Below are 12748 nucleotides of genomic sequence, written 5' to 3'. Positions count from 1 at the left end.
AAGCAGGGCCTTTTTTTTCGTCTGGGGGAAAGTGAAGGGCTGTTCGTTGCCTTTGTTCCAAAACAATCAGGGCAATCAGCTTCTCACTCTTCCGGCGCCGGAGCCAGCGGCCACCGGATAGCAAAATGCCCAACCGTCCAGGGGCAAGAAGCCCATCAAAAAACACCTCAGTCAACCAGGAGCAATGGCTTTGACTCCATGTCCTGACGCTGGGGAACTGGCCGGATCGTTACGTGCCTCAGGTTTTCCCACGGCCAACTCCCTGTCACCATCGCCCGTTCCCATAACAGTTCGAGTTCAAAGCCTGCTTGCGATTTCCTTCCAGATGTACGCGTATTCGTACTTCAGCCAACGAACCAGCACTTTATCGAACTGGCGACGAAACCAGTTTCGCTCTCTAGCTGCCAGCCTTTCCTCAATCGATTCTCTGAGTATGTCGGGGTCGAAACCCGTCCATATCGGAGGCACAGCTGCAACGAGATTGGTAAAGCACACCGGCGCGACCTCTGAATAAAGAATTGAGTAAAGGATTTCAGGGTCGACGCCTCTCACCTTATTCGCCAAATAATCATATTCAACGGGGAAATCATTGAATGGCTCGGAAAGCGCGGCTCTGACTTTTGTCAGTAGTGGCTCAGTCAGAAGATGTCCCAATGAGTGAGCTCCTCTAACTCTTCGTCCAATGAACTCGCTACCGCTTCGCCTGCAACACCACCGGCGATTGTTCCTGCCAAGACAACCGCTATTGCACAAATGGGCGCGCCTGGGCCGCAGAGTGCGCTTACGCCCATCCCGGCAAGAACACCGCCGACCGCGCCCGTACCAACAATGATGCCCTGGCGAGCGGCTTCTTTGGGTTTGTTGTCAGCCTTCAAAATTTGATAGGTTGCCAGGGCTGCCGTAACGAGAACACCAAGTTTGCCCATGACCAGCATTTTTTTGGTGCCGGCCGTAAATCTCGCATTATCACGCCCGGAAGACTCCAGGATGGCGTAGTGAACTTTGTTTTTCTCTACGTCTGAAAGACTGTCGTACCCCTTCTGAAACAAGTTTTCAGAGTAGATATCCAACAGTGTTTTCAGTCCCTTCCCATCTTTCTTCTTCCTCTGAGCGATCGCCAAGCCCTGCGCTGACGTGAATTTACGATGTTCCATCATGATTTTGTTTCGCATCTCATGACTAAACTTCACACCTTCTTGCGCCGTAATCCTCCCCGCTTTCACGTCGTCTCTGACCTGCTGAGACATACGCTTGATGTTCTTGGTATAGCTCGCCCTGATCTTTTCATCAGAGATCGCATCCAGTGAAAATCTAAGCGCAGAACCCTCCATCAGCTCTAACGCCCTGTCGAGTGGCGAGTCTTGCAGGGCGTGCTCGCGCTGGACTACGTAGCTGCCTGTCACAATGTACGGCTCGGTCATAGGACAATCCTTATCCCAATATTTTGCTCAGAAGGCTTTCGGTGAGAGATGAGCCTTCTGCCGTCTGTTCTTCTTCAAACCTGAGCATCAAGCACGTCTTGCCGGTTGGATTTGCAAATTTGACCGCATTGTCCTTGTTGAAAACGCCCGCTAGTGACGAACCATCATCAAAGTGCGCAACACAAGACAATCCCTCATAGCTTTCCTCAGCGGGAATCTTGAAGCCAATCCATCTCGCTTGTCCGATTAGAGGTTCCGGCGGGACAAAGTCGCAAGGGATGTGCGTATCACCAATGATGATTGTGTTCGACCCACCTATTACGATGCTGCCGTGCGTACCGCCCGTATTGAGGGTGGCAGCATTTTTGCCATTTATGAAAACGGTTGAGGAAAGTCCCGAGGAGAGCGCACTGCCGCAGGTGCATGTATCACCTTGGCGAGCTGCGGACAAACCATCAAAAAACACGTCAGGGGAGCCTGTCGCGATGGGGTTCGTTCCGTGCCCAGGAACAGGACAGCTGGAGGGATCGCTCTTACGAGCGGCTGGATTAGCCATGGATGACTCCTGTCAAAAAAATCCTTGAAAGGCAAACCTATCACGATATTCGGCTTGGATAGCTGCTCTCGGCCATTCAACGCATACGCTCGATTAACGAACCTGCCTTCTTCGCGACTCCGGAAGAAAGTGGTTCGTGCCGCGCTCGCGTTCGTTAGCCCGACACGAACTCAACTCTCAGAATCGGACACATGCCCAACCTCAGCCTTAGCTCCAAACATCCGCTCAGCTATCTCCCGCCCCCGCTCCAGCCCTTCTTCCGTCAGCCAGATCGACTTGTTCCTGTTAACCGGATCACTGATCAAGCCCTGCTCGTGCAAACGGTTCATGATTTCGAAGTCATACCCTTTCCAGGCATTGCCGCTGGCGGAGCTGCAAGCTGCCAAGAGGGCAAGGACGGTGTCGTCAATTAATTTCCTGTCGTATTCCATGGCGGTCTCCACTTATGTTCAGGCCTTTGTCATCAAAGCGCCGTATCAAAGGGGATGTCAATGCTGCGCCAGCGACTGTGAGTGCGGATCCCACAACCACGCAAGCTGACCGATTGCTCGTTGCCCTGAATGCATTCACCGCCCGTATAATCGCGCTCGCACGGCAGACCTCCACCGGTCTTCCGTAAGTGCATTGGTTCCAAGTCCTCCACTTCATACGACAAGACACCCATGGAAACCTCACTGGAAACCGTCGCCCTTTTCTCGCTCAAACTCGCCTATGAAGAAGAGGGGCTGAGCCCGATCCTGCGCGATGACATGGCCATGGGCGACTACCAGAAGGACGTGTTCGAGTTGTTGGTCAAACGCGGCGATGTCCAGACCATCCAGTTCAAGCTGAACGAATGCCTGAACCTGGCGCTGGATGCGCTGGGCGGGGTCGAGAAGCCGTTGGGGCGGGAGCTGCACAAGTTGTCGGCGGAGTTTGCTCAGGCGCGCTCGCTGGAGCAACTGGGTCAGCCGATCCTCGCGCTGAAGGGGTATTTGCGCGACATTCTTTGAGTGCCGCGCGGTGGGTTCTTAGAGTAGATAGCTGGAAATGTACTTCGAGATTTCCACCATTGAGGTCTTGCCGGTGAATTCGAATTTCACTTTCCCCAGCGACGAAAAGTAGATTTCCAGTTCCGAATCCAGATCGAACGTGCCTGAGGTTTCTACCGAGTAGGCGACGATGTTCTTGTAGGGCAGCGAGGTGAAATCTTTCTTGCTGCCGGTGATGCCCTGGACGTTGACGGCGATGATGCGTTTGTTGGTGAACACCACGCCATCGCGCATGGCTTTGTAGGCGTCGATGACTTGCTCTCCTTCCAGTAGCAGTGCGGTTACACGCTCGGCGTACTCATCGTTCTGCTTGAGTTTGAAGAAGCCTTTGTTGTTGAAGTCGATCATCTGTCCATCCTCTTGCTTGAGAAAACATCCCGGTATTTTTTCTGATCAGCGACGCGCTTTCAGCACTCGAATATCTGTTGGGAAGCCGTCAGCGCCAACCAGTTTTTTCCAGCCCAGGTATTGAAACTCGCCCTTCTGATCAATGTAGTCGCCCTTCTCCACCGACCCGCCGCCAACTACCGCGACACGCTTCACTTCGCCACAGCCGCCATCCGATGGTCGCACGGCGTAGATCACGTATGGCTTCACATACTGCGTCGCGCGGAAGTATTGGCCGCAGATTTCGTCGACGGTGATCAGCATGGCTTTCAGGCGGGCTTCGCCTTCGGTGTCTTCGTGAAGTTTGAGAAAAGAGATCTCGCCGGCGTCGCTGTAACCGAGGGACCGGGCGCGTCGGTAGGCGGGTGAGTTTTCGTGGGCGGCGCGGCCTTCTTGCGCGTCGCGCTGCCTTTTCGCGGCGTACTCGGCTTCGCCTTGGGCGAGGGTTGCCTCGGCATGGGCCGCAACGTTTTCGCAATGGGCGTACTCGCTGGAGCCGAGGTGTTGCGGTAGCAGATTGGGGCGGTGTTCGTTCTGGGTGGCGAGGCTGTTTTGCAGATCCGACGTCACTTCATAGGCAGCGGAGACGCGACCGCTCTGTACGTCGGCGATTTTTTCCTGCATCCGCTGGCAATTGGCGAGGTAGTAATCCCAGCTGACTTGAGGATGTTCTTTCGGGAAGCTGAAGGCCGGGGTGGTGACGGCGACAAGCGTGAATGCGCCGAGCAGTTGCAGCAAACGGGTTGTGGAAAACATGGGTAGTCCATTACAGGGAAGGCATGGCGCGACGCTACTATTTTGCTATCTTGCCGTCCACTCTCTGCAGGCGCTCAAGTTGTCGCCTCTGTCTTGTGGCAAGGAAAGAAATCCGATGGATGCTGTGTTGTGTTTAGCGGCGATGGCTGCAATGTGGTTCTGGGTGGTGCGACAGCGCGGGCAATGGAATCTGCCGTTGGCCAACGTTGCCGGGGCTGGCAGCGCTGTGGTGATGGGCATCGTTTTCACGCTGATTTATGACGGGCTGTTCGGTACCACGATGGCCGCGCCCGGACTGCATAACAGCCTGGTGGTCTTCATGACCAGCGCGGGCGTCCTGGCGGGTGTGTGGTTGTGGATCGCCAAGCGTCGTCAGCCGGAGCATCCGGTTGCCCGGCAACTGCTCGCGGGGACCTCTGGTTTTGCCGCCGGCATGGTCACGTTGATGTTTCTGGCAGCGAATTATTTTCCGCAACCGTAACCGGACGACGCGTCCGTTTTGCTATCTTGCCGCGCATCGTCGGCGCTCATTGTTCGTCTAGCATCGCGCCTGGATTGTTGAAAGGTAAGGAAAGGATCAAATGGAGTTTCTGCGTTTTCTGGCGTTCGTCGCTGTCTGGGGTTTCATGTGGCGCTGGGTGGTGAAGAACCGCGGTAGCTGGAATATTTTCTACGGCAATATCGTTGGCGCGGCAGGTGGTTTCATTGTGGGTCTGGTGGTGCTGTCGATCACGCTGTCGCTGTTTCCCTCCACCTATAAAGACGAGCTGCCCGAGCGCGTTATGGCGCAAAACGTCGAGCCGACTTCTCTGCTGCCTGAAAGCGAATCGAGCGCCGCTCAACTTGCTGCCGCGCCGACTTTTTCGCCTATCGAGCCTGGTAATCAACCGTCGCCTCCCGAGTCAGCCCTGCTACCGAATTACGCCAGCCGTACGCCGAAGTCGATCGCGGAGCAAACCGTGCTGGAGCAAAGTGATGCCGAGGGTCGCAAAGCGCTTACCGCACTGAGTAAAAAGCTCGGCCACGATGCGGACAGCGACAAGTCGATGCTCGCCTATGTCATGTGCAGCCCGTTGGTGACCAGCACTTTGCGCTTCCCGGCCTCGGCGCGTTTCGCTGACAGCCAGTTGCTGACTACCAGGCGCTTCAAGGATCAGGTCTACAGCTTCAGCAACAGCGTGACCGCGCGCAACATGAATGGCGACGATGTCACCTACCGTTTCGACTGCTCGGTGCAGGAGCAAGCGTCGTCAGGCGAGTGGCGATTGTTGGCGTTGAATCTGCAGAAAACCTCGACTTAAGCCTCGCTTAAGCGTTCCGGGCGCCGGCTGCGTTATCATCGCCGGCTGTGCGCCCAGAGCTTGAAGCGGATGTCCCGAACACTTGATGACTTGACCCCATTGCCCGCCATTGTCGCCGGCCCGCTGCTGCGGCGACTGGAGCCGACGCGCGTGGTGCTGTGGCTGGTGGGCACGCGTGAATTGTCGCTGACCTTGCGCCTGCAAGGTGTAGGAGACATTCCCCTCAATGCGGGGAAATGCACGGTCATTCCCGTAGGCCGTCATGCCTTTGTGCATCTGATTGACGTTCAACTGGAAAGCGCCCTGCCCTGCGACACTCTTATCGACTACGACCTGCTGATCGACGGCAGCAACGGCATCGCGGAATGGGCGCCGCATCTGCTTTACGCCGGCGCCACCTCAGCCAACCTTGTGGTGCGTTCGCGGATCGATCAACTGCTGCACGGTTCCTGCCGCAAGCCGCATCACCCGGCCACCGATGGTTTGCTCTGCGTCGATCAACTGTTGGCCGACGAAACCGACGCGCAACAACGTCCGGCGCTGCTGATGATGAGCGGCGATCAGGTCTACGCCGACGATGTCGCCGGGCCGATGTTGCGGGCAATTCATGCGCTGATCGAACGGCTCGGTCTGTTCGACGAGCACCTCGAGGGTGCCGTGGTCAGCGACAGCGCCAAGCTCTACGAACACCCGGCCAGTTACTACCACCGTGCGGATTTGTTACCGGCGCTGGAAAGCAACGAGACTTTGCGCGAGCGATTTTTCGGCGGCGCGCGTAAGCCAATTTTCACCAGCAGCAGCGCCGACAACCACTTGGTGACGTTCGCCGAAGTCATGGCGATGTACATGCTGGTCTGGTCGCCGACACCCTGGACGCTAATCAACCCGACCGCGCCGGCGCTGACACCCGAACGCCTCAAGCGTTACACCCTTGAACAGACGCGCATCGATGTTTTCAAGGCTGGCCTTGGCAACGTTGCGCGGGCGCTGGCACATCTGCCGAGCCTGATGATTTTCGACGATCACGACATCACCGATGACTGGAATCTATCCGCGCAGTGGGAAGAAACGGCCTACGGCCATCCGTTCTCCAAGCGCATCATCGGCAATGCGCTGATTGCTTATATGTTGTGTCAGGGCTGGGGCAATAACCCGGATGCTTTCAAGGATGTATTGGCGCAGACCGCGCAGCTGAGCGCCAGCGGTGACGACTGCTATCTGGACATGCCAGTGCAGGACGATCTGATTGATCAGTTGCTGCGTTTTCAGCAGTGGCATTTCGTGCTGCCGAGCAGTCCGGCATTGGTGGTGATTGACACGCGCACCCGGCGCTGGCGCAGCGAAATGGCCCTCAAGCAACCGTCGGGCCTGCTCGACTGGGAAGCCTTGAGCGAATTGCAGCAGGAATTGCTTGATCACCCTTCGGCGATCATCGTTTCGCCGGCGCCGATCTTTGGTGTGAAGCTGATTGAAACCGTGCAAAAGGTGTTCAGCTGGTGCGGTTATCCACTGCTGGTCGACGCGGAAAACTGGATGGCCCACCGCGGCGCCGCGCAGGTGATCCTGAACATTTTCCGACACTCGCGCACCCCGGGGAACTACGTGGTGCTGTCAGGCGATGTGCATTATTCCTTCGTCTACGAGGTACTGATCCGACACCGCAAGGCCGGCCCGCGAATCTGGCAGATCACCAGCAGCGGCATCAAGAACGAGTTTCCACCGACGCTGCTGGAATGGTTCGACCGCCTCAACCGCTGGCTCTACTCACCGCGTTCACCGTTGAACTGGTTCACCAAGCGCCGGCTGATGCGCATCGTGCCGTACACCCCGGAACACGCCGAGGCCGGGGAACGGCTGTGGAATTCGGCGGGGATCGGACAGGTGTTTTTCAATGAACAGGGGCAGCCGAGCGAGATTGTTCAGCACAACTCGAATGGGGCGATAAAGACGAGGATGTTGGCGCCGGAGTCCAAGGATGCGCCAGACTAATGCCACGCACTGACCTGTGGGAGCGAGCCTGCTCGCGAAGGCGCAATTTCAGTCGATGCCTACTTTGAATATAGACCCCTTTCGCGAGCAGGCTCGCTCCCACAGGGTTTTGCGCAGACCAATCAATGCGCCGTCAGAGCACGCCTAACCCCTCTGACAATCATCCCCACCTCCCGCTCATCAATCGTCAACGGTGGCAGCAACCGTATCGTCTTGCCCCGAGTCACGTTGATCAACAAGCCATGATCCCGCGCCGCAATCAGCGTCAGGTCGCGCACCGGTTGTTTCAGCTCGACGCCGATCATCAATCCCTGCCCACGAATCGCCAGCACATTCGGATTGTCCGCCAGTTCCGCGCGCAGGCGTTCCAACAGCCGCTCGCCCTGCCCCCGCGCATTCTCCAGCAGACCTTGTTCTTCAATGATATCCAGCACCGTGCAGCCGACCCGGCAAGCCAGTGGATTACCGCCGAAAGTGCTGCCGTGGCTGCCCGGAGTGAACAGATCCGCCGCGTGGCCGCGTGCCAGACAGGCGCCGATCGGCACGCCGTTGCCCAGGCCTTTGGCCAGGGTCATGACATCGGGAATGATGCCTTCGTGTTGAAAGGCAAACCACCGCCCGGTGCGGCCAATGCCGGTCTGAATTTCGTCGAGCATCAGCAGCCACGCGTGGCGATTGCACAGTTCACGCAAGGCTTTGAGGTAGCCGGGCGGTGCGATTTGTACGCCGCTTTCGCCCTGGATCGGTTCGACCAGAATCGCCACGATGCGCGCCCCGTGTTTGCGCTGTACTTGCTCCAGCGCAGCGAGATCGCCGAACGGCACTTTGACGAAATCCCCCGGCAGTTCGTTGAAACCCAGGCGCACCGCCGGGCCATCGCTGGCGGATAAAGTGCCGAGGGTGCGGCCATGAAAAGCGTTGGCCATGACCACCACCAGCGGCTGCTCGATGCCTTTGCGCCAGCCGTACAGTCGCGCCAGTTTCAGTGCTGTCTCGTTGGCTTCGGCGCCGGAGTTGTTGAAGAACGCCCGCTGCATACCCGACAACGCTGCCAGCCGTTTGGCCAGTTGTTGCTGCCAGTCGATGCTGTACAGATTGGAGGTGTGCAGCAGCAATCCCGCCTGCTCGCTGATCGCCGAAACAATCCGCGGATGCGAGTGGCCGACGTTGGTCACGGCAACACCGGCCACCGCATCCAGATATTCACGCCCCGCCTGATCCCACAGGCGCGTGCCCAGGCCTTTGGTGAAACTCAGGGCCAGGGGTTGGTAGGTGTTCATCAGGGCGGCGGTCATGACGCGAAACTCCAGTGCAGGTCGGTGTGTTTGCAGTATGGTTAGCCACCTGAGCTGGATAAACTCATGAAAACTTCAATCATTTAAAAGCTGAGCTTGATAATGGATTTGTTCCAGTCGATGGGCGTCTACGTCAAAGTGGTCGAAACCGGGAGCATGACGGCAGCCGCCTCGGAGTGCGAAATGTCGACAACGATGGTCGGAAATCACCTGCGCGCGCTGGAGCAACGGCTCGGCGTACAACTGTTGCAACGCACCACCCGCCGCCAGCGGCTGACCGAATTCGGCAGCGTCTATTATCAACGTTGTCTGGAAGTGCTTGGCTTGGTGGCCGACTCCGAACGCCTTGCCGAACAAGCGCTGGACGAGCCGCGCGGCTTGCTGCGTATTGCCGCGCCACTGACCTTTGGCGTCGAACGACTGACCCCGGCCCTCAGCGAATATGCCTTGCTGTATCCGCAAGTGAAACTGGACGTGGTGTTGACCAACCGCCGCCCGGATCTGCTGGAGAACGGCCTCGATGTCGCGTTCCGGTTGGGCAATTTCGACCAATCCAACCTGATCGCCCGGCCCTTGATCGACTACACCCTGACGGTCTGCGCCTCCCCGCAATACATAGCGCGACGCGGCATGCCGCACACGCCACAGGACCTGCAGCAACACGATTGCCTGTCCTTCGCCTACCCTGCCGGCGACGATTGGCAATCGGTGGAAAAACGCTGGCGCCTCAGCGGCCCGGAAGGCGAAGTGCTCGTCGACGTGAGCGGGCCGATGCTGATCAACAGCTCTGCCGGCTTGCACCAGGCAGCGCGCAATGGCATGGGGATCATGATGTTGCCCGATGCGCTGGTGGAACAGGATCTGCGCGACGGCAAACTGGTCAAGGTCATGGCCGATTACCAGCCACCGAGCCGGCCGATGCACCTGTTGTATGCGCAGGATCGCTATCGACTGCCGAAGCTGAGACGGTTTGTCGAATTTGCGATGCGCACTTGGGGCAAGCCGCAAGATGCCATGAACGGGAAATGACCGGGCCATTGAAAAAACCCGACCACCAGACCGTTGCTCCGTGACAACGCCGCCCCGCTCCCCTAAATTAGTCGGCCTGAAAAAGACCTCGTGCTTTCTCGTCTCAACCCAAGTTAAAAAGTAGTGAAATTTCAATGTCCGATTTCAACACCGCTGAATCCGTAGTCACCCAGTCGTCCAAAGCGGAATACGAAAACTCCATCAATCTTTCACAACACCTGCCACAAGCCAAAATCATCAGCGAGATGGTCCTGGACGCGTTCCAGTCGACCCGCGAAAGCGACCAGATCCGCGAGTTGCGTGCGGCGATCCGTCAGGCGCATGACAGCTTTGATGACGATAAGGCGTACGAGCTGATGGGCGAACTCAAGCGTCTGAAAGACGCAGAGGCAGCGGACATCGCCGCGCTGGAGGATCTGAGCAGCAAATTCTCGATCGGGCGCATTCTGTCCAGCTTCAAGGACGATCCGGCGTTTCAGGAAATCGTTTATGGCCTGGCGCTGAAAGTGCTGAATCAGACCCATCAGGCGATCAGCAATCCGAGCGGCGGCAAGAGCAAGGCTGCAAAGAAGAAAGAAGTCGAAATCTTCACTATCAGCAAGGACGGCGCCAGCGTAACCCTGCCAATGCGCACCCCGCGTTCGCGTCTGAACGTCGACCGTGAGGCGCTGGAATTTCTGGGCTTCACCTTCGTGGGCGAAGGCGATGAAGCCGAGCTGGAAAGCGAAACCTTCGTCGATAACGCCGGCACGGAACAGGCTGTGAACCGCAAGAACATCATCACCGCGCTGCAACAGCAGACCGCGTTTGAGGGGTACAGCATCGCGGCGCAGTAATCTGGCGAGCGCTTAACGAAAAGCCCCGCACTGAATGATCAGGCGGGGCTTTTTGTTTGAGCCGCTACGACCTCAAGCCGATGGATGCAACGCCGCAATCATGTCCACTTCAATCGCCGCATTCTTCGGCAACTGATACACACCAATGGTCGTGCGCGTATGCCGCCCGGCGTCCCCCAGTACATGGCTGAACACATCAGATGCACCATTGGCCACTTCGCTCAGGTCAACGAAATCAGCCGTGGACTTTACATACACCGTGACCCGCAACAACGCACGGATCTTGTCCAGAGAACCCACCGCATCAACGATAAGCGCCAGGCAACGCATTGCGCTGATGCTTGCGGCGGCTTGCGCATCCTTGAGACTCAACTCTAGCCCTACCCGGCCTGGGTACAGAATCTTGCCATTGACCCGCGGCACCATGCCGCTGATGTAAAGCTCATCGTGATGACGAATCAGCGGCGCGTAATTGCCACCGACGGTGTTCTCGCCATAGATGTCGTAGCTCAGTTCTTCGGCCAGGGCGATAAAGCGCTCATCGCAGGTCATCCGTTCGGTCATTGCGCCCAGCCTTTTGAGTTAAGCCAATTGTTTAGCCAGTTGTAGCCCGCATCAGGATCGCGGACGTGCAGATGACATATCTGGATCCAAATTTAGGTCTTTTACCTGCACTGAGCAACCAGCCTATACAGAGGCCGGTTTTAAAACACTTCGGCTCTCCCGCCACACTAAAGCCAGTCGAGCGGGCACATCGCTACGATTGTCTCCATCCGACAGCAAACCTAGTGTCATAGGGAAACGAACCAAGCAATCAGCCTTGGTGCTAAGTACTTTAGCTACTTATTTGCAGTTATAGCGATTTATCACTATAAGTATGAATATTTCCATATGAGATCAAGCTGTGGACAAGAATACCAACCCCTTCAACCCCGGAGCAGGTGTTTCCCCACCGGAGTTAGCGGGGCGATCGGAAGTACTGGAAACGGCAGATACTGCATTGGCGCGCACGAAGCGCGGCAAGCACGCCAAATCCTTGATGATATTAGGCTTACGCGGTGTCGGAAAAACGGTACTCCTGAATCAGATCAAAGACCGGGCTTTAGCATTGGGTTATCTCGCCGAAATGCAGGAGGCTCACGATGGAGCTGAGTTGAAACAGCTTCTGATTCCGGTATTACGCCGCGTGCTATTGCGTTTGGACCGAGTGCAGAGCACGGTCGAGGCGGTCAAAAGAGGGATACGCATACTTCGTAGCTTTATCGGCAATATCACTATTGCAGCGGGTGGGGCCGAAGTTACGCTTGGCGGAGACTCCGAAGCTGGCTATGCCGACAGTGGCAATCTGGAAGATGATCTGCGTGACGTCCTGATAGCAACAGCGGAGGCGGCAAGGGACGCAGGGACACCCGTCGCCATTTTGATTGATGAATTACAGTATCTTTCCAAAGACGAGCTGGGCGCGCTTATCCGCGGCATCCACGCAGTTAATCAGGCTGCTCTGCCTCTGATCCTTTTTGGTGCGGGTCTCCCGCAGCTTGCGGGGCAAGCGGGCGATGCCAAAAGTTATGCTGAGCGACTATTCGAGTTTCCTCGTCTGGGCGCTCTATTAGAGATAGATGCCTGGAAAGCCTTACGTGATCCTGTTGAAGAAGAAGGCGCGAGCATCTCTGACGGCGCATTGCGCGAGATTTTTGAAAAAACCCACGGCTATCCCTATTTTTTGCAGGAGTGGGGCTATACCGCTTGGAACATTGCCAAAGAACAGTCCATAACCGAGGCAGATGCGCAGGCAGCGACAGAGGAAAGCATCCGTAAACTTGACGAGTCTTTTTTCAGGGTCCGCTTTGATCGCACCACGCCGGCTGAAAGGGAATACATGCGTTGTCTTGCCGAGTTGGGAGAAGGACCACAACGCTCTGCCGATGTAGCTAAAGCGCTGGGGCGAAACGCTACGAGCCTGGGCCCGGTACGCGATAGCCTGATCAAAAAGGGCATGATCTACAGTCCGGAATATTCACTCATAGCATTCACCGTTCCGCTGTTTGATGAGTTCATGAGGCGGGTGACTGTCTCACCACCTGCATAAATGTGGGATTAGCTTACACACCCATCAAGCCACCGCGACAAGCTGTTGGACCAAGAAG

15 protein-coding genes are annotated in these 12748 nt (G+C 56.8%); 7 read left to right on the top strand and 8 right to left on the bottom strand.

Annotation, left to right across the window (positions count from 1 at the left end; all coding sequences use genetic code 11):
• Nucleotides 1-297 precede the first annotated feature (297 nt).
• From HU755_RS20050 to HU755_RS20035, 4 genes are all read right to left on the bottom strand, one after another.
• Nucleotides 298-654 (bottom strand): hypothetical protein, encoded by a 357-nt coding sequence (locus HU755_RS20050; protein WP_186635802.1) that lies wholly within the window; start codon nucleotides 652-654, stop codon nucleotides 298-300.
• Nucleotides 639-1421 carry a hypothetical protein gene (locus HU755_RS20045; RefSeq protein WP_186635799.1) on the bottom strand — a complete coding sequence of 261 codons (783 nt, stop codon included), beginning with the start codon at nucleotides 1419-1421 and terminating at the stop codon, nucleotides 639-641. The genes HU755_RS20050 and HU755_RS20045 overlap by 16 nt, the downstream gene beginning before the upstream one ends.
• Before the next feature lie 10 nt (nucleotides 1422-1431).
• Nucleotides 1432-1977, bottom strand: coding sequence for a PAAR domain-containing protein (locus HU755_RS20040; RefSeq protein WP_186635796.1), 546 nt, complete (start codon nucleotides 1975-1977; stop codon nucleotides 1432-1434).
• Between the two features lie 170 nt (nucleotides 1978-2147).
• Nucleotides 2148-2408: a DUF6429 family protein gene (locus HU755_RS20035; protein ID WP_186635793.1), complete on the bottom strand. Its 261-nt coding sequence runs from the start codon at nucleotides 2406-2408 to the stop codon at nucleotides 2148-2150.
• Between the two features lie 231 nt (nucleotides 2409-2639).
• Between HU755_RS20035 and HU755_RS20030 the strand changes: the two genes are divergently transcribed.
• The gene (locus HU755_RS20030) at nucleotides 2640-2969 is read left to right on the top strand and encodes a hypothetical protein (RefSeq protein ID WP_186635790.1); all 330 of its coding nucleotides are present in this window, start codon (nucleotides 2640-2642) and stop codon (nucleotides 2967-2969) included.
• Nucleotides 2970-2987: 18 nt separating this feature from the next.
• On the opposite strand, the gene HU755_RS20025 is transcribed toward HU755_RS20030, so the two are convergent.
• Complete coding sequence (locus HU755_RS20025; RefSeq protein WP_090286060.1) at nucleotides 2988-3356, bottom strand: PH domain-containing protein; 369 nt, start codon at nucleotides 3354-3356, stop codon at nucleotides 2988-2990.
• A gap of 45 nt (nucleotides 3357-3401) precedes the next feature.
• On the bottom strand, nucleotides 3402-4151 hold the full coding sequence (locus HU755_RS20020) for a hypothetical protein (protein ID WP_186635787.1): 750 nt from the start codon (nucleotides 4149-4151) through the stop codon (nucleotides 3402-3404).
• Nucleotides 4152-4266: 115 nt separating this feature from the next.
• Here HU755_RS20020 and HU755_RS20015 point away from each other — a divergent pair, with 115 nt between their 5' ends.
• The 3 genes from HU755_RS20015 to HU755_RS20005 all read left to right on the top strand — a co-directional run bounded on the left by HU755_RS20015 (nucleotide 4267) and on the right by HU755_RS20005 (nucleotide 7441).
• Entirely contained in the window at nucleotides 4267-4632 is a 366-nt protein-coding gene (locus tag HU755_RS20015; RefSeq protein WP_186635785.1) for a hypothetical protein, read from the top strand.
• A gap of 100 nt (nucleotides 4633-4732) precedes the next feature.
• Nucleotides 4733-5452, top strand: coding sequence for a hypothetical protein (locus HU755_RS20010; protein ID WP_186635782.1), 720 nt, complete (start codon nucleotides 4733-4735; stop codon nucleotides 5450-5452).
• Between the two features lie 69 nt (nucleotides 5453-5521).
• The gene (locus HU755_RS20005) at nucleotides 5522-7441 is read left to right on the top strand and encodes an alkaline phosphatase D family protein (RefSeq protein ID WP_186635779.1); all 1920 of its coding nucleotides are present in this window, start codon (nucleotides 5522-5524) and stop codon (nucleotides 7439-7441) included.
• Nucleotides 7442-7563: 122 nt separating this feature from the next.
• On the opposite strand, the gene HU755_RS20000 is transcribed toward HU755_RS20005, so the two are convergent.
• Nucleotides 7564-8736 (bottom strand): aspartate aminotransferase family protein, encoded by a 1173-nt coding sequence (locus tag HU755_RS20000; RefSeq protein WP_186635776.1) that lies wholly within the window; start codon nucleotides 8734-8736, stop codon nucleotides 7564-7566.
• 102 nt (nucleotides 8737-8838) lie between these two features.
• Here HU755_RS20000 and HU755_RS19995 point away from each other — a divergent pair, with 102 nt between their 5' ends.
• Nucleotides 8839-9765 carry a LysR family transcriptional regulator gene (locus tag HU755_RS19995; protein WP_186549057.1) on the top strand — a complete coding sequence of 309 codons (927 nt, stop codon included), beginning with the start codon at nucleotides 8839-8841 and terminating at the stop codon, nucleotides 9763-9765.
• A gap of 134 nt (nucleotides 9766-9899) precedes the next feature.
• Entirely contained in the window at nucleotides 9900-10601 is a 702-nt protein-coding gene (locus tag HU755_RS19990; RefSeq protein ID WP_186635774.1) for a hypothetical protein, read from the top strand.
• A 72-nt stretch (nucleotides 10602-10673) separates the two neighbouring features.
• On the opposite strand, the gene HU755_RS19985 is transcribed toward HU755_RS19990, so the two are convergent.
• On the bottom strand, nucleotides 10674-11165 hold the full coding sequence (locus tag HU755_RS19985; RefSeq protein ID WP_186619828.1) for a RidA family protein: 492 nt from the start codon (nucleotides 11163-11165) through the stop codon (nucleotides 10674-10676).
• A gap of 340 nt (nucleotides 11166-11505) precedes the next feature.
• Here HU755_RS19985 and HU755_RS19980 point away from each other — a divergent pair, with 340 nt between their 5' ends.
• Nucleotides 11506-12690, top strand: coding sequence for an AAA family ATPase (locus HU755_RS19980; RefSeq protein WP_186635770.1), 1185 nt, complete (start codon nucleotides 11506-11508; stop codon nucleotides 12688-12690).
• The last annotated feature ends 58 nt before the right edge of the window (nucleotides 12691-12748 follow it).

The sequence above is a fragment of the Pseudomonas sp. SWRI111 genome (genome assembly GCF_014268555.1).
Lineage (GTDB): Bacteria > Pseudomonadota > Gammaproteobacteria > Pseudomonadales > Pseudomonadaceae > Aquipseudomonas > Aquipseudomonas hamedanensis.
The sequence above is the reverse complement of the archived record's forward strand: the minus strand, read 5'-3'. Positions and strand labels throughout refer to the sequence as shown.